Source organism: Caulobacter sp. 05T431 (assembly GCF_056665975.1).
This window is the reverse complement of sequence record NZ_JBFTKU010000007.1, coordinates 78,917-99,149: the sequence shown is the minus strand read 5'-3', so window position 1 is coordinate 99,149 and position 20,233 is coordinate 78,917. Positions and strand designations below refer to the sequence as shown.

The 20,233-nt window shown below is 70.8% G+C and carries 9 protein-coding genes; 7 read left to right on the top strand and 2 right to left on the bottom strand.

Annotation, left to right across the window (positions count from 1 at the left end; translation table 11 throughout):
• The first annotated feature begins 103 nt into the window (after positions 1 to 103).
• Positions 104 to 1,738 (top strand): alkaline phosphatase D family protein, encoded by a 1,635-nt coding sequence (locus AC1U89_RS08715; RefSeq protein ID WP_479899325.1) that lies wholly within the window; start codon positions 104 to 106, stop codon positions 1,736 to 1,738.
• A 221-nt stretch (positions 1,739 to 1,959) separates the two neighbouring features.
• On the opposite strand, the gene AC1U89_RS08710 is transcribed toward AC1U89_RS08715, so the two are convergent.
• A complete protein-coding gene (locus AC1U89_RS08710; protein WP_479899324.1) occupies positions 1,960 to 8,586 on the bottom strand; it encodes an MBG domain-containing protein in 6,627 nt (2,208 codons plus the stop codon).
• A gap of 28 nt (positions 8,587 to 8,614) precedes the next feature.
• Entirely contained in the window at positions 8,615 to 10,303 is a 1,689-nt protein-coding gene (locus AC1U89_RS08705; protein ID WP_479899323.1) for a ShlB/FhaC/HecB family hemolysin secretion/activation protein, read from the bottom strand.
• A 287-nt stretch (positions 10,304 to 10,590) separates the two neighbouring features.
• Between AC1U89_RS08705 and AC1U89_RS08700 the strand changes: the two genes are divergently transcribed.
• From AC1U89_RS08700 to AC1U89_RS08675, 6 genes are read left to right on the top strand one after another with little or no spacing between them, the layout of a single operon-like run.
• Positions 10,591 to 11,718: an HlyD family secretion protein gene (locus tag AC1U89_RS08700; protein ID WP_479899322.1), complete on the top strand. Its 1,128-nt coding sequence runs from the start codon at positions 10,591 to 10,593 to the stop codon at positions 11,716 to 11,718.
• Positions 11,715 to 14,459, top strand: coding sequence for a ribosome-associated ATPase/putative transporter RbbA (gene rbbA, locus AC1U89_RS08695; RefSeq protein ID WP_479899321.1), 2,745 nt, complete (start codon positions 11,715 to 11,717; stop codon positions 14,457 to 14,459). The genes AC1U89_RS08700 and rbbA overlap by 4 nt, the downstream gene beginning before the upstream one ends.
• Positions 14,460 to 14,463: 4 nt before the next feature.
• Positions 14,464 to 15,594 carry an ABC transporter permease gene (locus AC1U89_RS08690; RefSeq protein WP_479899320.1) on the top strand — a complete coding sequence of 377 codons (1,131 nt, stop codon included), beginning with the start codon at positions 14,464 to 14,466 and terminating at the stop codon, positions 15,592 to 15,594.
• Between the two features lie 17 nt (positions 15,595 to 15,611).
• A complete protein-coding gene (locus AC1U89_RS08685; RefSeq protein WP_479899319.1) occupies positions 15,612 to 17,057 on the top strand; it encodes an efflux transporter outer membrane subunit in 1,446 nt (481 codons plus the stop codon).
• Position 17,058: 1 nt separating this feature from the next.
• Complete coding sequence (locus tag AC1U89_RS08680; RefSeq protein WP_479899318.1) at positions 17,059 to 19,254, top strand: DUF3141 domain-containing protein; 2,196 nt, start codon at positions 17,059 to 17,061, stop codon at positions 19,252 to 19,254.
• On the top strand, positions 19,247 to 20,230 hold the full coding sequence (locus tag AC1U89_RS08675) for a phosphate acetyltransferase (protein ID WP_479899317.1): 984 nt from the start codon (positions 19,247 to 19,249) through the stop codon (positions 20,228 to 20,230). The genes AC1U89_RS08680 and AC1U89_RS08675 overlap by 8 nt, the downstream gene beginning before the upstream one ends.
• Positions 20,231 to 20,233 lie beyond the last annotated feature (3 nt).

The following is a 20,233-nucleotide window of genomic DNA, read 5'->3' as shown; positions in this document are numbered from 1 at the left end:
GGCGGTGCTCCCCTGCCGCCGACCCAGCCTGGCCGCGCGCGCCCCGAGGGCGCGGCGCGCGCGGCCGCCTTCTTCCCCGAACTCAAGCGTGCGGAGGCCCGTCGTGGTCCTGAACATCGATCGTCGCAGCCTGGTCCTGGGCGCCGGATTGGGCCTCGGCGCGCTGGGCCTTTCCGCCGGCCGGAGCCTGGCCGCCGAGCTGCTGGGCGCCACGGGCTTCACCCACGCCGTGGCCAGCGGTGAACCCGGACCCGACGCCATGCTGCTGTGGACGCGCTACGTCCCCGCGACGGCCGACAACACGGTGCGGCTCGACGTGGAGCTGGCGCTCGATCCCGACTTCGCGAAGGTGGCGGCCGGCGGCGTCGTGCGCACCGGGGCCTATCGCGACTGGACCGCCAAGATCACCGTCGACGGGCTGAAGCCGGGGACCGTCTACTGGTACCGGTTCGTGGCCCCCGACGGGACGCGGTCCCCGGTCGGCCGCACCAAGACCCTGCCGGTGGGCGAGGTCCCGCGCTTCAAGCTGGCGGTGTTCTCGTGCTCGAACCTGCCAGTCGGCCTGTTCAACGCCTATGGCCACGCGGCCGCTCGGCCCGACCTGGACCTGTGGCTGCACACCGGCGACTACATCTACGAATACGGTCCGGCCTCGATCAAGGAGGGCGACTGGGCCGAGGGGCGGCGCGAGCAATTGCAGCCGTCCAACGAGATCCTGACGATCCAGGACTACCGCCTGCGCTACGCCTGCTACCGCGCCGACCCCGACCTGCGGCGGCTGCACCAGATGGCCCCGATGGTGGCCTTCTGGGACGACCACGAGTCGGCCAACGACAGCTGGGAGGGCGGGGCCCAGAACCACCAGCCGGCCACCGAGGGCGACTGGAACGTCCGCCGCGCCGCCGCCATGCAGGTGTATCGCGAGTGGATGCCGGTGTCGGACGAGCCCTGGAAGGCCTATCCGATCGGCGCCCTGGCCACCCTGTACCGCACGGAGTCGCGCCTGCTGGGCCGCACGAAGCCGGCCGACATCGGCGCCGCCTTCCGCGCCGCCGACCCCGACACGGCGCTGAAGGCGTTCCGCGACGGGCCGTGGCAAGACCCCTCGGCGACCATGCTGGGATCGACCCAGGAGAGCTGGCTGGCCCACCAGCTGAAGGCCAACGCCCGCTCGACGGCCTGGCAGTTGGTCGGCATGGGCACGATCCTGGGCCGCACGGTGATGCCGGCGGACGCCCTGGGCTGGCTGCGGCCCGAGGTCTCCGAGAAGAAGGTCGCCGGCTATCGCAACGACATCCGCGCCGCCCAGCTGGGCCTGCCGATGTGGATGGACCGCTGGGACGGCTATCCCGCCGCCCGCGCGCGCCTGCTGAAGGCCGCCCAGGCCGCCGACGCCGACTTGGTCATGCTGTCGGGCGACAGCCACAACGCCTGGGCCTATGCCCTGAGCCAGGACGGTCGCCCCGCCGGCGTCGAGTTCGCCGGCCACAGCGTCACCTCTGGCGGGGCCGAGGGTGATTTCGGGGCCGATCCGGCGGTCGTCGCCCGGGGCTTCGTCGCCGCCAATCCCGAGCTGAAATGGGCCGACACCAGCAGGCGCGGCTACATGATGATCGACCTCACGCCCCGGCGCGTGACGGGCGAATGGCTGTTCATGCGGACGATCAAGACCCGCGACACCACCGTGGCGGACAGCCACCGGATGTCCGTCGAGCGCGGACGCCGGGTCTTCGGTTAGGTCCGGCCGCTCGGGGTCGATCGACGTTCGAACCCTTTCCCAAGAGGTCGTCATCCCGGGCCTTGTGCCCGGGACCCCTCTGTCCGCCGCAGGTGCGGTTGGGTGGCGCGCCGGCGCGCCAATGCGCCTCACGTGCGAGCTGAACCAGGGTTCCCGGGGCACAAGGCCCGGGATGACGACAATAGGGGATCAAACCCCAAGGCCATCAAATCTGCATTCCCCTAACGCAGGGCCGCCACCTTGCCGCCGCCGGACAGGGCTCCGCTCTGGACCGGCGGAGACTGGCCTTCGGTGCTGAGATGGGACTCCGGATCCCAGTCCAGGGTGAAGTCCGGCGACTGGGTGATGTATTTCAGCGTCGAGGAGCCGTCGCCGCGCTCGTTCGACGGGATCGGCTGGATCGTGAGAACGGCCCCGGTGAAGGTCACGTCGTAGTTCGCCGACAGGGCCAGCGTGCCGCGAACGATCCCGTAGTCGCCGGCAAGCTCGCCGACGTCGCGGGCCAGGGCGCCGGTGAAGGCGTCGCCCGCCACCACCGAGCCCGCCGTGACGCGATAGGTCAGGGTCGGGTCGGGCTGGCCGAACGCCTTGTGTCCGTTGTCGGCCGCCACCGTCACTGACCGGCGCAGGATGTCGGCCAGGGCGGTGCTGACGCTGGTCAGGCTGTAGTTGCCGGCGTCGGCGCCCGCCAGGACGGCGCCAGACGCCGTCACGGTCTTGCCGACCCCAGCGTTCTTGTCGGCGAAGGCGTAGGTCCCGGAGGCCGTGACGGTCTCCCCGGCCAGCACGCCGGTCAGGCTGATCGCGCCCGTGGCGGCGGTCGCGCCGTCATAGGTCTTGTTGTTGGCGGTCAGTACGCCGGTCAGGGCCTTGGGATCGATGCGCAGCGAGCCGGTCCCGCCGGCGAACGCGTAGTTGAAGTCCGACGACAGGCCGCCGAGGTTGGCGGTCAGGGCGTAGGTCCCGACGTTCTTGCTGGTCGCGCCCGCCACCAGCGGAGCGCCCGACCAGGTGATGGCCTCGGCCGACAGGTCGCCGTTGACCAGACCGGTGATGATCGCCGAGGTCGTCGGAATGGACCCGTTGTAGGTCACGGTCTGGCTGACCGGCGTCACCGTCAGGATCGGCTGGTAGGCGTAGACGAAGCGGTTGCCGGCGTTGGGCGTCACGGCGAACCGCTCGTTGAAGAAGTCGTACGCCGAACCGTAGAAGCTCTTGCCCGACAGGCCGTTGAAGCTGTTGCCCGCCGTCGAGCCCTGGGCGTTGCCCACGGCTTGGGTGTAGATCAGCCAGCGGCCGGCCGCGTTGCCGGCGGTCACCGCGTCGGCCCCGCGGGCGTTGGTGAACACCCCGTCGGAGACCAGGGTCACGGCGTCGCCCGTCCCGTCGCCCCGGATCGCGCCGCCGGCGGCGATGGTCATGCCGCCGTGCGAGGTCAGGGCCACGCGCCCGGTGCTGAACACGGTCCCGGTCACGGTCAGCGACCGGCCCTCGACCAGTCTCAGCAGACCGCCGCCGGTGTTGGAGAAGTCGCCCAGCTCGGCCACCTGGTTGAAGGCCCCGAAGTCGGCCCCGCCCACCGACGAACCCTTCAGGGTCCTGGCGGTGATCGTGCCGGTCGAGACCTGGCCGATCGCGCCGTCCGAGCGCAGGTCCACCGTCTGGCCCACGGCGTTGACCGCGCCGTAGAGGTCGAAGCCGAGCGTGTCGTGGAAGGCGAAGCCGCCGGCCGAGACCGTCACCGCGTCCAGGTACCGGACCTGGTTGGCGCCCAGCAGGACGACGCCGGTTCCCGAGGTCACGCCCAGGTCGAAGGCGTGCAGCGCGCCCTGCTGGCTGATGTCGGTCGCCGCGTTCAGGGTCAGCGCGCCGGTGGCGGCGATCACCCGGCCGGGCGTGGCGTCGCCGAACCGCAGGCCGCCCGCGGTCGAGGTCACCGTCAGGTCGCCCGTGACGTCGGCCGAGACCAGCCGCGTGTCGCCGCCGCCGCTGACCTGCGAGGTCCTGCCCGCCGTCAGCTGGTCGATGGCCAGGGCGCCGTTGGCGACCTTGACGGCCGCGCCTAGCGCCGCGTCGACCGTGGTCAGGTTCGCGCCGGTGATGTGGTCCAGATTGACGTCGACCCGCCCCGTCACGCCGGTGACGTCGACCGTCGTGGTCGCGCCGGCCGAGGCGACGAGGTTGGCGGCGGTGATCGCGCCCGGCGTCGCGGCCCCCAGGATAGCGTCGCCCTCATAGGCCTTGACGACCACCTGCGCGGCGCCTGGGCCGGTCATGATCGCTCCGCCCAGGCGGGCCGTGCCGACGTCCGAGGCCCAGACCCGGGCGGTCGTCCCGGCCACGATCATGTCCACGTCGATGCCCCCGGCGATGCTGGTCGCCCCGACGAACTGGGGCCCGGTGAGCGTGCCCAGGTGTCCGCTGTCGACCTCGGCATAGATGTTGCCCGTGTCCACGGTGATGTCGCCGCCGTTGACGACGCCGTCCACGAACAGCTGGACGGCGCCGCCGTAGTGCAGGGTCTTGCCGGTGAAGTCGAAGCCGCCGACCCGGTCCTGGATGGCCCAGGTTCCGAGCATGCTCCCCTGGGGCGTCAGGGCGGCGTTGGCGAAATCGCCGCCACGCAGATTGTAGTTTCCCCAGACGTCGAGGCTGGTGGCCACGTCCACCAGACCGTTTCCGCCTTCTAGCGTCACCGACCCGTCGCTCGACACGGTGTCGAGGGCGATGCCTTCACCCGTCACGACGACCCGGCCGTCGTTCAAGCCGCTGCCCGCGCTCAGCTGGGCCGCGCCGGTCACCGCGCCGTCCGAGGCCAGGATGGTCAGCCAGTGGTCGGCATGGATGGCGGCGGTCCCCAGGTCCAGGTCGCCCAGCCGGTCGCTGATGCTGACGTCGTGGATGAGGCCGCCGGACAGGGTCGGGGTCAGCGCGTCGCCCAGGAAGTCGTGGGCGGCGATCGTGTAGTCGCCGCCGCTGATGGTGGTGAGGCCGGTCTCCAGCGTGCCGTCCGTGGCGTCGAGGCTGATGTTGTAGCCGAGCACCTGGTCGATCTTCAGGTCGCCGCTGGTCAGGACCACGGTCGCGCTGCCCGTGGGGCTGGCGGAGACCAGGGCGATCGGGTTGCTGAGCGCATTGACGTTGACCACGGCGTCGCCGCCGTCGGAGACGACCTGCAGTCCGTCCGGAAGCGGCCCGCAGCCGCAGCCCACGCCCGAATTGGCGGCGGTGAACGCGTAGTTGTCGGTGACGATCGACGCCCGGTCGTCGGCGCCGAAGGTCGCCTTCCCCGCGCCCGACGCATAAACCAGGATGCCGAGGGTGGCCTGGGCCCCGCGCAGCGTCGCGTCGCCGCCGGCCTGCACCACGACGACGCCGTTGGCGCCGTTGGCCATGGCGCGGTTGACCAGGACGTCGCCGACCAGCGCCTGGGCCGCGAAGCCCAGGTCGTCGCCCTGGGCGTCATCGACGAAGATGTCGCCGTTGAACGCGGCCACTTGGACCAGGACGCCGCCATGGGCCGACTGGATATCCAGGTTGCCGTCGTAGGCCGCCACGTTGATCTGGCCGTCGGCCTGCAGCGACCCGACGTCGACCGTGCCGCCGATGACCGTCAGGTCGTCGCCGCTGGAGATCTCGATGGCCGCCGTGCCGTCGATCAGGCCGTTGGCGCCGATCTGCACCGGGCCGTCGCCGTGCACCGTGCCCTCGATCGTCACCGTGTCGCCGCCCAGGTTCACCTCGTCGTCGCTGGTGACGGCGCTGGTCGAGGTCAGGTGCAGCAGGCCGTCGCCCTCGATGTCGACCAGGCCCGCGGCGTGCACCGCGCCGGTGATCGTCACGTCGCCGCCGCCGGCGCTGTAGAGCTCGACGTCGCCGTTGGCCGCCGTGGCCGAGCCGACGGTCAGGGCGCCGTCCAGCGCCTCGACATAGATGTTGTTGCTGTTGGCCGTGATCGAGTCGAACGCGGCCGGGCCGGTGCTGATCGTGACGTCGACGCCTTCGCCTTCCAGGCTGGTGAACGCGGCGCTGCTGTCGAGATAGGCGTGCGCGTCGCCGGCCGTCGACCGGATGGTGGCCGCGCCCGAGCTCCCGCCCGTGCGGCTGAACACGTTGTCGCTGGTGATGCTGGTGTAGTCGTCGGCGCCGAGGATGGCCTCGCCGGCGGCGACGATGCTGAGGTCGTCGCTCGCGCCCGAGCCGGTCAGCACGGCCTTGCGCAGGATCGCGTGGCCGCCGTTCGACTGGAGGGACACCCCGCCGCCCGACGTGGCCGAAGTCACGTCGATGTCGCCGGCCGCGGTCACGTCGACGCCGCCGTCCCCGCTCAGGTCGCCGACCGAGATCAGCCCGGCGCCGTCCAGCGAGAAGGTCCCGCCGGCGTGCAGCGTCCCGCCGGACTGGGTGATGTCGCCGTTGTCGGAGAAGAGGCTGACATTGCCGGCCGAGTCGACGTTCCCGGTCAGGTCGAAGCCGCCGTCGTTGTGGAACGAGATGTTCCCGCTGGTCCCGTTGGCCAGGACGCCCAGGCTGGTCACGAGGTTGGCCTGGTTCAACGTGACGCCGGTCGCCGCCGTGGCGTTCAGCGTGTCGGCCGTGATCACGCCGGCCGACTGACTGATGGCGCCGTTGTTCGAGAACAGCGACACGTCCCCGCCCGACGTGATGTTGCCGGTCAGGGCGAAGTTGTTGACGTCGCGATAGGTGAAGCTGCCCGTGCCGCTGTTGCTGGCGCCCAGGCTGGTGATGTTGTTGATCTGGCCCAGGGTGACCCCGGTCGCCCCGTTCAGGGTCAGGGTGGCGGCGGCGACCGAGCCGCCGCTCTCGGTGATCGCGCCCGCGGTCGAAGTGAACGAGGCCGTGTTGTTCGCCGAATAGAGGCCGCTGAGGTCGAAGCTGTTCGCGGCCGTGATCGACAGGTTGCGGCTGCCGAAGGCCCCGGCCACGGTCGCGGTGGTTCCCGCCTGGATCGTCGTGTCTCCTGCAGTGACGCCGCCGCCACGGCTTTCGGCGGACAGCACGTTGACCGAGCCGTTTGTCGAGCGCACCAGCACATGGCCGTCGTCGCTGCCCCCCGAGTATCCGCCCCACAGGTTGGCGTTGCTGGCCAGGACGTTGCCGCTGGTGGTGGTGATCTCGAGATCGTCGCCGGCGATGGCGTAGGTGGTGACGGTGGCGTTGCCGGTCGTGGCGGTGACGAAGAGGTCGCGCCCGGACTGGCCGGTCGTCAGGCTGGCGCTGGCGCCGCTGACCGTCAGGTCGCGGCTCGAATTGCCGGCGCCGAGCGTCGCGGTGGTGGCGGCGCTGATCGTCGCGTCGCCCTCCGCCGCGCCCGTTCCCTGGGTGATGGCCGAGCCGACATTGACCGTGCTGCCCGTCGAGCGCGCCAGGACATGGGCGTCGTCGGTGGCGCCGACGCCGGTGGACTTCAGCGTCGCGCCGCTGGCCGAGACGGCGCCGGTGGTGGCCGTGACCTCGACGTCGTCGCCGGCCGTGGCCGCTGTGGTCACGGTCGCGCCGCCGGTCGTGGCGGTCACGAAGACGTCGCGCGACGCCGAGCCGTTGGCCAGGCTGGCGGTGACGCCGGTGACCTTGATGTCGCGGGTGGAATCGGCCGTGCCGAGGGTGGCGGTGGTCGCGGCCTGGATCGTGATGTCGCCGGCCTGAGCGCCCGTGCCCTGGGTCAGCAAGGTGTTGCCGGCGTTGACGAAGCCGGTGTCGGACCGCAGCAGGATATGCGCGTCGTCGGTCGCGCCGGCGCCGGTCGACTTCAGATAGGCGCCGCTCGCCGTGACGTCGCCGTCGGCGGTGATCTCGATGTCGTCGCCGGCGAAAATCCGGTTGGTCACGAAGGCCGAGGTGGTTCCGGTGATGAACACGTCGCGTCCCGCGTCGACGGTGCTCACGAAGACCTGAGGCGCGCTGATCGTAACGTCTTGCGCGGAATTGCCCAGGGTCAGCGACGCCGAGCCGTTGCTGGTGATCAGGATGTCGCCCGAGGTCGTGGTCGTGGCCGAGCCGACCGAGGTGTTGTTGTTCGACGTGACCGTCACGCCCGTGTCGCCGGTGATCTGGGTGACCGTCGCGCCGGGGCCGCCGGCCGCGACCGAGGCCGCGCCGCTGGTGGCGGTGGCTTCGCTGACGGTGATCGAGCCCAAGGTCGTCGAAACGTCCACCGTCGCCCCTTCGACGATCTGGACGTTCAGGGCGCCGCTGGACGCGCTGAGCACGACGTCGCCGGTGCTGTTGATCGAGGCGCTGGTCGCCGAGCTGATCGTGGTCATCTGGATCAGGGCGTCGGTCGCGGCGCGCAGGTTGGCCAGCGGATCGGCGGCGCCGACGAAGGCCAGGTCGTTCAACCCCGTGCCGCGGCTGAACACGAAGCTCCCGGCGGTCATGGTCGCGCCCGGCGAGACGATCACGCCCTGGGGCGAGTAGAACCAGACGTTGCCGGCCGTGGCCGCCCCGATCTTGCCGGTCACCACGCTGCCGTTGTCGAACCGGATCTGGCTGGTGGTCTTGTTCAGCACGATGTCGCTGGCGGCGTCGAACAGGAAGTTCATCGCGTCGCCGCTGCTGAGGTGCAGGTCGGTCCAGTTGATCACCGTGCGGGGCGCGTTCAGGTCGATCTGCAGGGTGATGGCGTCGGGGAAGCTGATCGTCGGCTGGGAGCCGCCCGACGACACCGTGATGTTAGCGGCGCTGGGAATGCCCGGCAGGGTTCCGGCCAGGGCCGGCGAGGCCAGCATCGCGGCGACGCCGCACAGGGCCGAGGCGGCCAGAAGCCGGGTGCGGCGCGCGCTGTGCGGGGCGGTGCGGGAGACGGGGCGGATCGGGGACGGGGTCATGGGAGGACGCTCCGGAAACTTCAGCAGGCTAGAACGCGGCGGACAGCGAGATCAGGACGCGCGACGGGGGCGCGTCGCCCACGCCGTAGGGACTGTCGAAGGGCTTGGCCCAGGTCAGGTCGAAGCCCACCTGGCGGGTGACCTGGGCGCGCACGCCCACGCCGGCCGAGCTCAGGTCCAGCTTGTTGGCCCCGAAGCCGATATTGGTCAGCTCGGCGGCGTCGTAGAAGGCGTAGGGCCGCCAGGCGGACTTGCTGTGGTTCAGGGGCAGGGCGACGGTGGTGACCTCGAACGTGGCCGCGACGGCGCGGTCGGCCGAGGCCATCGAGGGGTCGTAGCCCCGCCCGATCGTCAGGTTGCCGACGCCGTATTCCTCGTAGGACAGCAGCGGGTCGTCCGTGTGCTGCCAGGCGACCTTCAGCTTGCCGACCAGCGGGCCGGCGGCGCCGCCGATCTCGCCCTCGGCGCGGAACACCGTGGCGTCCGGCTTGGCCAGGAAGCGCGAGGCGGTGAACGAACCGTAGGGACTGGCGCCCAGGTTGTGGATGCCCTGACGCACCTCGATCACGCCGGTCATGGCCACCGAATGGGCCGCCAGGCTGGCAGGGGCGTAGTGGCCGTCCAGGCGCAGGAAGAACACCCGCAGGCTGTCGTCGGTCAGCACGGCCACGCCGCCGCCGAACTCGACCTTCTGGTCGATCCAGTCCAGGCCGAAGCCGATGTTGAGGTTGCGGCTGCGGTGGCGCACCAGCGGATAGGTCAGGCGGACGCTGCCGGCGAAGGACTCGCCCTCCAGCTCCAACGGCTTGAGGACGTCGCCCGGCTTGGTCCAGCCCCACGAGCCCGAGAGGTCGACCGCCAGGCCGTCGCCGCCGACATAGAAGCGCTCGACCGCCTGCAGCACCTGCTGCTCGTCGCTGGACAGCGTGCCGTAGGCCAGGATCGAGGTCCGCTCGCCCAGCGAGGTGAAGCCGTTAAGGTCCAGGCGCGCCAGGGTCAGGTCGCGGCCGACGGTCTTGGAGCCGTAGTTCTGGGCCACCACCGCGCCGTCGACGGCGTCGCGGGCGACGGCGATGTCCAGGTCCAGCGCCCCGTCGCCCTGGGGCGAAGGCCGCAGCACGGACTGGATGCGCACGCCGGGCACGTCGGAGGCCAGCAGCAGGTAGCGCTGGGCGACGTCCAGGTCGAACGGCGCCAGGCCGCGCAGGTGGTCGAGGAAGCGCACGACCTGCTTCTGGGCCGGGCCGGCGTCGCCGTGATAGTTCACCGACGCGATCCGCGCCTCGACCACGGTCAGGGTCAGCTTGCCGTCGGCGATCCTCTGCTCGGGGATGACCACGGCGGCCAGCACCCCTCGCCGCAGGTACAGCGAGGCGGCCCGGTCACGGATGTCGCAGACCACGCTGAGCGGCGCCTCGCGGCCGATGAACTCGGCGTAGGTCGAGGCCAGGGCCTGATCGGAGATCGCTCCCGAGGTCGCGCCGTGGAACTCCACCGCCTTCAGGGTGACCTTGATGGGGCTGTCGCGGAAGGCGCAGGGGCCGGCCTCGATCCCCTTGAACAGGTTGCCGCGCGGCGCGGCCGCGATCGGCGCGGCGCGGGCCGGGTCCAGTTCCTGGCGAGAGGGCAGGGCCAGCTGCGCCGCTGCCGGGGAGGCGGCGAACAGGGCGGCGCCCAGGCACGCCACTGCGCTGGCGCCCGCGATTGCGCGGCGCATTCCAAGGAGAATCTGCAACCCCACCCCTCCAACCACCGGTTGTGGTTCCCGCCCTAACTTGGCGAAAGTATGAACCAAAACTTAACCAGATAACAGTGATCGGCGACCTGTAGGTTTTTTGACCAGCCGTTTCAACCCTGGGCGGGCGCCGTTCAACCGCGCGGGGGCGAGGGTCGCGCGACGGCCGGCGCCCCGGTGGATGGCCAAGGCGGCTTGGTAGTTCACCGGATATCGTGTCCCGGGACGCCCGGCTTAGCCTTGCCGAGACTTTCGGCGAGGTTGATGCGATGTCCGAACCGGCTGCCGTCAGCCGTCCCGCTGACAACACCAAGCCCCCGGCGCCCAAGCCCCCCGCGCCCAAGCCGCCGCCGCCGCGCAAGTCGCGCAAGACGCTGCTGATCGGCATCGCCGCCGTGGTGGTKATCGGGGCGGGCGTGGGCGCCTATCTCTGGCTGACGCGGCCCGACCTGCCGCCGGGCTTCGCGGGCGGCAACGGCCGGCTGGAAGCCAACGAGGTCTACATCGCCACCAAGTATCCGGGCCGGATCAAGGAGGTGCTGGTCGACGAGGGCGACACCGTCGAGGTCGGCCAGGTCGTGGCCCGGATGGACACCTCGGCCCTGGAGGCCCAGCTGCGCCAGGCCGAGGCCGAGATCTCGGCCGCCGAGGACGCCCGCCGGGTGGCCCTGGCCCAGGTGGCCGTCCGACGCGCCGAATACGCCTTCGCCGCCCTGCAGAACCGGCGGTCCAAGGAGCTGGTCCAGACCGGCGCGGTCAGCAGCCGCGAGGCCGAGACCGACACCGCCAACATGCTGTCGGGCCAGGCCCAGCTGACCGGCGCCCAGGCCGAGGTGGTGCAGGCGGGCTCGTCGATCGATGCGGCGAAGGCCACGGCCGACCGGCTGCGGGCCGAGATCGCCGACGCGGTGCTGGTCGCCCCGATCCGGGGCCGGGTCGAGAGCCGCCTGGCCGAGCCGGGCGAGGTGCTGCCCGCCGGCGGCCGGGTGTTCTCGCTGCTCGATCTGGCCGACGTCTACATGTACGTCTTCCTGCCCGAGAAGATCACCGGCAAGGTCCGGCTGGGCTCCGAGGCGCGCATCGTCCTGGACGCGGCCCAGGAATATCCGGTGCGGGCGGTGGTCTCCTACGTGTCGCCCGCCGCCCAGTTCACGCCCAAGACCGTGGAGACGGCCGAGGAGCGCCACAACCTGACCTTCCGGGTCAAGCTGCAGGTGCCCAAGGAGCGGCTGCGGCAGTACGAGCCCCTGGTGAAGTCGGGCCTGCCCGGCATGGGCTATGTGCGCTTCGACGAGAAGGCCCCGTGGCCTGACCGGCTGCAGGCGACGACCTCGCCGCCGACCAACCTCTGGCAAAGCACTGGTGCGGCGCCGGGCGCGACGGCGGGCCCCAAATGAATCCCCCGGTTCTGGAACACGTCGCCAGCATCCGGAATCTCACCCACAAGTACGGCAAGGTGACGTCGCTGGACGGGGTCAGCCTCGACATCCCGGCCCAGAAGACCATCGGCCTGATCGGTCCGGACGGGGTGGGCAAGTCGACCCTGCTGGCGATCCTGGCGGGCGTGCGCAAGATGCAGCAGGGCCAGGTCGAGGTGCTGGGCGGCGACATCGGCGACGCCGGCTTCCGCAACAGCATCGCCGCGCGGGTGGCCTACCTGCCGCAGGGCCTGGGCAAGAACCTCTACCCGACCCTGTCGATCTACGAGAACATCGACTTCTTCGGCCGCCTGTTCGGGCAGTCGGCCGAGGAGCGGGCCTGGCGCATCGACGACCTGCTCTGGAGCACCGACCTGACCTCGTTCCGCGACCGGCCGGCGGGCAAGCTGTCGGGCGGGATGAAGCAGAAGCTGGGCCTGTGCTGCTCGCTGATCCACGATCCCGACCTGCTGATCCTGGACGAGCCGACGACGGGGGTGGACCCCCTGGCGCGCCGCCAGTTCTGGGAGCTGATCGAGCGCATCCGCGGCCGCCGTCCGCAGATGAGCGTCATGGTCGCCACCGCCTACATGGACGAGGCCGAGGGCTTCGAGTGGCTGGTGGCGATGAACGCCGGCCAGGTGATGGCCACCGGCACCGCCGAGGAGCTGCGCCGGCGCACCGGCCAGGACACGCTTGAACGCGCCTTCGTCCGCCTGCTGCCCGAAGAGCAGACGCGCGGCCACAAGGAGCCGGTGATCACGCCCTGGGTGTCGTCCGAGGGGCCGCCGGCCATCGAGTCCCACGGCCTGACCCAGAAGTTCGGGGCCTTCACCGCCGTCGACCACGTCAATTTCCGCATCGAGCAGGGCGAGATCTTCGGGTTCCTGGGCTCGAACGGTTGCGGCAAGACCACCACGATGAAGATGCTGACGGGCCTCTTGCCGCCCAGCGAGGGCGAGGCCCTGCTGTTCGGCAAGCCGGTCAAGGGCGGCGACATCGAGTCCCGCCGCCGCGTCGGCTTCATGTCGCAGGCCTTCTCGCTCTACACCGAGCTGACCGTGCGGCAGAACATGATGCTGCACGCCCACCTGTTCGACCTGCCGCCCGACAGGGGCCAGGCGCGGGTGGCCGAGCTGATCGACGACTTCGGCCTGGACGAGGTGGCCGACACCCTGGCCGAGAGCCTGCCGCTGGGCATCCGCCAGCGGCTGTCGCTGGCGGTGGCGGTGCTGCACGAGCCCGAGGTGCTGATCCTGGACGAACCGACCTCGGGCGTCGACCCGGTGGCCCGCGATGGGTTCTGGGAGCTGTTGATCCGCCTGTCGCGCGAGCGCGGGGTGACGATCTTCCTGTCGACCCACTTCATGAACGAGGCCGAGCGCTGCGACCGGATGTCGATGATGCACCGGGGCAAGGTGCTGGCCCAGGGGCGGCCCGCCGACCTGGTGGCCGAGCGCGGCGCGCCCAGCCTGGAGCACGCCTTCATCGGCTATCTGGAGGAGGCGGCCGAGGAGCTGGGCGGGGCGGCCGACGCCTCGGCCGGCCCGGCCTCGGAGCCGCCGGCGGACATGGGCCACTCGGTCCCGCCCAAGGGCTTCAGCGTCGGCCGGGTCTGGGCCTTCGCCCGGCGCGAGGCGATCGAGCTGCAGCACGACGCCGTGCGGCTGATCTTCGCCGTCATCGGCCCGATCCTGCTGATGATCGTCTTCGGCTACGGCATCTCGCTGGACGTCGAGAAGCTGGCCTTCTCGGTCCTCGACTACGACAACACCCCGGCCAGCCGGGCCTATGCCGACACCTATCGAGGATCGATCTATTTCGACGAGAAGGCGCCGCTCTACAGTTACGCCGAGCGTGACCGGCGGCTGCGCAACGGCGAGCTGCGCTTCGCCCTGGAGATCCCCTCGGGCTTCGAGAACGACCTGCATGCGGGACGCCAGCCGACCGTCAACGCCCAGATCGACGCCGCCGTGCCGTTCCGCGCCGAGACGACGCGCGGCTACATCGAGACCGCCCACAAGGCCCACGACGTCCAGGTGCGCCGGGACCGCGGCATCCCGCCGGCCCAGACGGCGGTGAAGATCAATTCCCGGGCCCTCTACAACCAGGCCTTCCTCAGCGTCTACGCCATGGTGCCCGGCGACATCATGCTGCTGATCATGCTGATCCCCAGCATGCTGACGGCCCTGGCGGTGGTGCGCGAGAAGGAACTGGGCTCGATCGCCAACTTCTACGCCGCCCCGGCCAGCCGGACCGAGTTCCTGCTGGGCAAGCAACTGCCCTATGTGGCGGTGTCGCTGGTCCAGTTCATCACCCTGGTGGCCCTGGCGGTGTTCGTGTTCGGCGTGCCGATCAAGGGCAGCATCGGCGTCCTGGCCCTGGGCGGGGTGCTGTACGTGCTGGCCAGCACGGGCTTCGGCCTCTTGATCTCGGTGTTCGCCGCCACCCAGACCGCCGCCATCTTCGCGGCCGCCATCATCTCGATCCTGCCGGCGGTGCAGTTCTCCGGCATGTTCGTGCCCGTCTCGTCCCTGACCGGCGGGGCGGCGATCGCGGCCAAGATCTTCCCCTCGACCTACTTCCAGGCCGTCAGCGTGGGCACGTTCACCAAGGCCCTGGGCATGGCCGCCCTGTGGCCCAACGTGCTGGCGCTGGGACTGATCGCCCTGATCTATTTCGGGCTGTCGGTCGTCCTGTTGAAGAAGCAGGAGGCCTGATGCGATGCGCGCCGTCGGCCATATCTTCCAGCTCGGCCTGAAGGAGCTGCTCAGCCTGGCGCGCGACCCGGTGCTGCTGTTCCTGATCGGCTACGTCTTCACCTTCTCGGTCTACACGCCGGCCAAGAGCGCGGTGATGGACGTGATCAACGCCTCGATCGCCATCGTCAACGAGGACGACTCCAAGGCCGCCCGCCTGGTCGGCGACGCCATGCTGCCGCCGCTGTTCCTGCCCGCCCAGGAGATCGGCTTCAGCGAGATCAACGACGTCATGGACCGGGGGAAGTTCACCTTCGTGGTCGACATCCCGCCCGACTTCGAGGCCGACATCATCGACAACGACCCGCCCACCGTGCAGGTCATCACCGACGCCACGGCCATGAGCCAGGCGGGGCGCGGGCCCTCCTACATCCAGCAGATCATCGAGAGCACGGTCGCCCATCTGTGGCCCGGCCGCACCGATCCGGTGAACCAGCCGCTGGTCGGGCTGGAGACCCGGGCCCGCTTCAATCCCAACATGCAGCAGAGCTGGTTCGTGGCCGTGAACCAGGTGATCAACAACATCTCGGTGCTGGCCATCTTCCTGACCGGGGCGGCGGTGCTGCGCGAGCGCGAGCACGGCAATATCGAGCACCTGCTGGTCATGCCGCTGCGGCCGTTCGAGCTGATGTTCGCCAAGATCTGGGCCAACGGGATCGTGGTGATCCTGGCCGCCATGCTGTCGCTGTTCCTGGTGGTGAAGGGCGCGATCGGGGTGCCCATCGCCACCGGTTCGATCCCGCTCTTCGCCCTGGGCCTGGGCGTCTACCTGTTTTCGGTCACGGCGCTGGGCATCATGCTGGCGACGATCGTCAACTCGATGCCGCAGTTCGGGCTGCTGGCCTTCCCCGTCTACATCGTCATGAGCCTGTTGTCGGGCGGGCAGACGCCGCTCGAGAGCATGCCGATGGTGCTGCAGAAGATCATGCAGTTCGTGCCGTCGACCCACTTCGTGGCCTTCTCGCAGGCGGTCCTGTTCCGCGACGCGACGCCGGCGATGGTCTGGCCAGCGCTGCTGAAGATGTTCCTGATCGGCGCGGCCTACAGCGTCTACACCCTGTCGCGGTTCCGGAAAATGCTGGCCGCGGTCAAGTGAGAAGGGGTCTTTCGAAGATGAGCCCGCTCCGCATAAGCGCAACCCTGGCCCTGGCCGCGGGGGTCCTGGCGACCGCCGGCTGCAAGACGGTGGGACCCGACTACGTCCGCCCCGAGGTCAGCCTGCCGCCGACCTATCGCGACGCGCCGGCTTCCACGGAGACCTCGGCCTCGCTGGCCGACCTGCCATGGTGGGCGGTGTTCGACGACCCGACCCTGCAGGGTCTGATCGGCCAGGCCCTGACCAACAATCCCGACCTCCAGGTGGCGGTGGCCCGCATCGCCCAGGCCCGCGCCCTGGTCGGGGTCTCGGCCTCGCAGAGCAAGCCGCAGCTGGGCTATCGCGGCGACGTGGGGGCGCAGTCCGCCTACTCGCCGTCGGACAACGACACCCAGGACTACAGCAGCATCGGGGGCGCGCTCGACTTCTCATGGGAGTTCGACCTGTGGGGCCGGATCAAGCGCTCGAACCAGGCCGCCGAGGCCAGCCTGCTGCAACAGGAGGAGATCCGGCGCGGCATCCTGCTGAGCCTGACCAGCGACGTGGCCGAGGGCTATTTCCGCCTGCTGGAGCTGGACCGCGAGATCGCCATCGCCCAGGAGAGCACCCGCACCTACGGCGCGACCTACGACCTGTTCAACCAGCGCTTCGAGGCGGGCCGCGACAGCCGCCTGCCGGTCGAGCGCACCCAGGCCAACCGCGACGCGTCCGAGGCGCGGATCGAGGAGCTCCGCCGGCGGATCGCCGTGCAGGAGAACGCGCTCTCGGTGCTGATGGGCGCGCCGCCCGGACCGATCCCGCGCGGCCGGCCCCTGGCGGCCCAGGCCCTGCCCGCCGCCCCGCTGGGCGCGACGACCGAGCTCTTGCAGCGCCGTCCCGACATCCGCGCGGCCGAGCAGGGGATGATGCGGGCCAACGCCGAGATCGGGGTGGCGGTGGCCAACAAGTTCCCGCGCCTGGGGCTCTCGGCCCTGGCCGGCCTGGTGGCCGCCGACGTCAGCGGCGACACCGGCACGTTCGGCGTCGGCTCGCTGGGCCTGGGCCTGGCGGGTCCGATCTTCACCGGCGGGCGGCTGGAGGAGGTCTACAACAACCGCAAGGCCTATTGGGACGAGACCGTCGCCCAGTACCGCCACACGGCCCTGGTCGCCCTAGGCGAGACCGCCGACGCCCTGGCCGCCCAGAAGACGCTGGTGGCCCGGCGCGGGGCGCTGGAGCGGCAGGTGGCCTCGCTGCGCCGGTCGGTCGACCTGGCCCAGAGCCGCTACGACACCGGCCGCGCCGGCTATTTCGAGGTTCTGGAGGCCCAACAGCAGCTGTTCCCGGCCGAGGAGGCCCTGGCCCAGACCCAGCGCGACCAGCTGATCGCGGTCGTCAATCTCTACAAGGCCCTCGGCGGGGGCTGGAAGCTGACCGACGACGAATGGAGCAAGCCACAGACCGTGGCCGCCACAGGAGGTTGAGATGCCGGAAAAGGTCGATGTCGGGATCGGCCAACAGGTCGATCTGGGGCCGGTCCACGACTACTGGATCGACGCCTGGCAGCGTTCGCTGCTGTTCCTGGACGTCCTGCGCCGGCGGGGGAACACCTATTACGAGCACCGCGAAGGCGTCGCGCCGAACGTCCTGACCTTCGACGCCGAGCTGGTGCTGGACGGCCGGACCCTGCCGCGGCCGGTCAACTATCTGCTGGTGCGGATCACGCCGCCTGAAGGGACCCGGATCGATCCGGCCAAGCCGCCCTTCGTCGTCGTCGACCCGCGCGCCGGCCACGGTCCCGGCATCGGCGGCATGAAGCGGGACAGCGAGATCGGCGTGGCCCTGGCCGCCGGCCATGCCTGCTACTTCATCGGCTTCCTGCCCGAGCCGCTGCCCGACCAGACCATCGAGGACGTGTGGAACGCGCAGGCCGCCATGATCGAAAAGGTCGCGGCCCTGCACCCCGAGGCCGACGGCAAGCCGGTGGTCGTGGCCAACTGCCAGGCCGGCTGGCAGACGATGATCATGGCCGCCACCCGTCCGGAGCTGTGCGGGCCGATCCTGCTGGCGGGCTCGCCCCTGTCTTACTGGGCGGGCGTGCGGGGCGCCGCGCCCATGCGCTATCTGGGCGGCCTGCTGGGCGGGACCTGGATGACCGCCCTGGCTGGCGACCTGGGGGCGGGGATCTTCGACGGGGCCAACCTGGTCAAGAACTTCGAGTCGATGAACCCGGCCAACACCCTGTGGGACAAGCCATACAACGTCTATTCCAAGGTCGACACCGAGGCCGACCGGTTTCTGGACTTCGAGACCTGGTGGGGCAGCCCGGTGCTGCTGAACGCCGGCGAGATGCTGTGGATCGCCGACAACCTGTTCGTCGGCAACCGCCTGACCTCGGGCCAGATCCGCACCGCCGAGGGCTTGGCCGTCGACCTGCGGGCCGTCCGCTCGCCGATCATCGTCTTCTGCTCGTGGGGCGACGACATCACCCCGCCGCAGCAGGCGCTGGGCTGGATCACCGACCTCTATGACGACGACCGCCAGATCGTCGCGAACGGCCAGACCCTGGTCTATTGCCTGCACCAGTCGATCGGCCATCTGGGCATCTTCGTCTCGGGCAAGGTGGCGACCAAGGAGCACAGCGAGTTCACCTCGTGCATGGGCATGATCGAGGTGATGCCGCCGGGGCTGTACGAGGCGGTGATCACCGAGGTCCCGCCCGACTCCGCCAATCCCGAGCTGATCGACGGCCGCTACCTGTTCCGGCTGGAGCGGCGGACGCTGGACGACCTGCGCGCCCTGGGCGGCAACGACGCGGCGGACGAGCGCCGGTTCGCGGCGGCGGCGCGGGTCTCGGAGGTCAATCTGGGCCTCTATCGCACCCTGATGCAGCCGGCGATCCGGGCCATGGCCTGGCCGGGGGCGGCCGAGGCGATGCGCGCCCTGCACCCCAACCGCATGCGGTTCTCGCTGTTCTCCGACCGCAACCCCTTCATGCCGGCGGTGGAGCAGTTGGCGGAGCAGGCGCGGGCCGACCGCCGGCCGGTGTCGCCCGACAATCCGCTGCTGGCGATCGAGCGGGCGGCGTCCAACTGGGTGTCGTCCAGCCTGACGGCCTGGGGCAAGGCGCGCGACGCGGCGTCCGAGGCCCTGTTCCTGAACGTCTATGGCGCGGCGGCGGTGCAGGCGACGGTCGGCCTGGCCGGGGCCGAGGAACCGTCCGGGACCCGGACGCCGCGCGACGTCGGGGCCGAGCTGCGCCGGGACCACGCCCGCGCGGCGCTGGACGCCCGCTTCGAGGCCGGCGGACCGGCGGAGGCGGCCGTGCGCGCCCTGCTGTACGTGCGCCATCCCGGCGGCGCGGCCGACGAGCGGGCCTTCACCMTGCTGCGCGACCTGGCCGCCGCCCGGCCGGAGCGCCGCTCGCGGGCCGAGGTCAAGGCGCTGGTCACCGAGCAGTTCCTGCTGCTGGGCCTGGACGAGGAGCGGGCCGTGGCGGCGATTCCGCGCCTGCTGCCGGTTGCCTTCGACGAGCGCCATGCGATCCTCGAGGCGCTGCACGCGGTGATCGGCGCGCCCGGCCCGCTGTCGCCGGAGGCGCAGGCCCGGCTGTCGCGCATCGACGCCCTGTTCGACGCTCCCCCGGCCGAACACCCCAAGACGGAGCCCGCCCATGCCTGAGACCCTCGACGCCCCGAAGGCCCAGGCCGGGGGCCGCAAGCACGAGAAGTTCGAGCACCTGCTGGCCCGCGCCCAGCAGCATCCGCCGCTGGTCACCGCGGTGGTCCATCCCTGCGACGCGGTCTCGCTGGACAGCGCGGTCGAGGCGGCGCGGCTGCGGCTGATCGAGCCGATCCTGGTGGGACCCGCCGCGCGCCTCGCCGAGTTGGCGGCCGCCGCCAAGCTGGACATCTCGCTGTTCGAGCAGATCGACAGCGCCCACAGCCACGACAGCGCCGCCAAGGCCGTGGCGCTGGTCCGGGCCGGCCGCGCCGAGGCCCTGATGAAGGGCAGTCTGCATACGGACGAACTGATGGGGGCGGTGGTCGCCCGCGACACCGGCATCCGCACCGAGCGGCGGATCAGCCACTGCTTCATCATGGACGTGCCGGGCCATCCCACCCCGCTGGTCGTCACCGACGCGGCGGTGAACATCAACCCGACGMTCGAGGACAAGGTCCACATCGTCCAGAACGCCATCGACATGGCCCTGGTCCTGACCGAGCAGAAGGGCGAGGGGGTGGTGAAGGTGGCCGTGCTCAGCGCCATGGAGACGGTCAATCCCAAGGTGCCCTCGACCCTGGAGGCGGCGGCCCTGTGCAAGATGGTCGACCGCGGCCAGATCACCGGCGCCCTGATCGACGGCCCACTGGCCCTGGACAACGCCATCAGCCCCGAGGCGGCGGCGATCAAGGGCATTGTCTCGCCGGTGGCCGGCCACGCCAACGTGCTGGTGGTGCCCGACCTGGAGGCCGGCAACATGCTGGCCAAGTGCATGTCGTTCCTGGCCGACGCCGACGCGGCGGGGATCGTGCTGGGCGCGCGCGTGCCGATCATCCTGACCAGCCGGGCCGACGCCAAGCTGACCCGCCTGGCCTCCTGCGCGGTGGCGTCCCTGCTGGGCGCCGCGCGTCGGACCACCGCCGCCATCGTCTGACGG